Source organism: Polaromonas sp. P1_G2 (assembly GCF_056405515.1).
Window position 1 is genome coordinate 1 of record NZ_JBFUBY010001545.1, and the last position, 386, is coordinate 386.

Annotated in this window: 1 protein-coding gene; it reads right to left on the reverse strand. The window is 62.4% G+C overall.

All coding sequences use genetic code 11. From position 1 onward, the window contains the following. On the reverse strand, nt 1-363 hold a 363-nt coding region (locus tag AC1D0P_RS31480; RefSeq protein WP_477680313.1), incomplete at its 3' end, for a MotA/TolQ/ExbB proton channel family protein. Nucleotides 364-386 lie beyond the last annotated feature (23 nt).

Sequence of the window (386 nt, forward strand, 5' to 3'; positions counted from 1 at the left end):
GGCGCCGCGCTCGAAGGATTTCTTCCATTCGCGCATCGCCGAAACGAAGATTGCCGCCATTCCGGTTGTCTGGCGTTCGGAGAGCGTCCGGTAGAGCTCCTCCAGCGACTGGCCGGACCAGAAAATCTGTTCGAAACTGTCGAACTGCTTGCGGGCGCGGGCATAGGAGACGACCTTGTCGACCACCATCGCCCAGGTCCAGACGGAGGCGCCGATCAGGCCCAGCATGACCAGCTTGACGACGATGCTCGCCTGCAGGAACAACGACAGCAGGCTCACATCGGCACTCGCGGCGGGCAGGTCCGTGACCTGCGTTGCCGCCTGCGCGAACATCGACCAGAGGCCGGTGTCGGAGGCAGCCACAGTCAGATTGGCAAATTCCATAT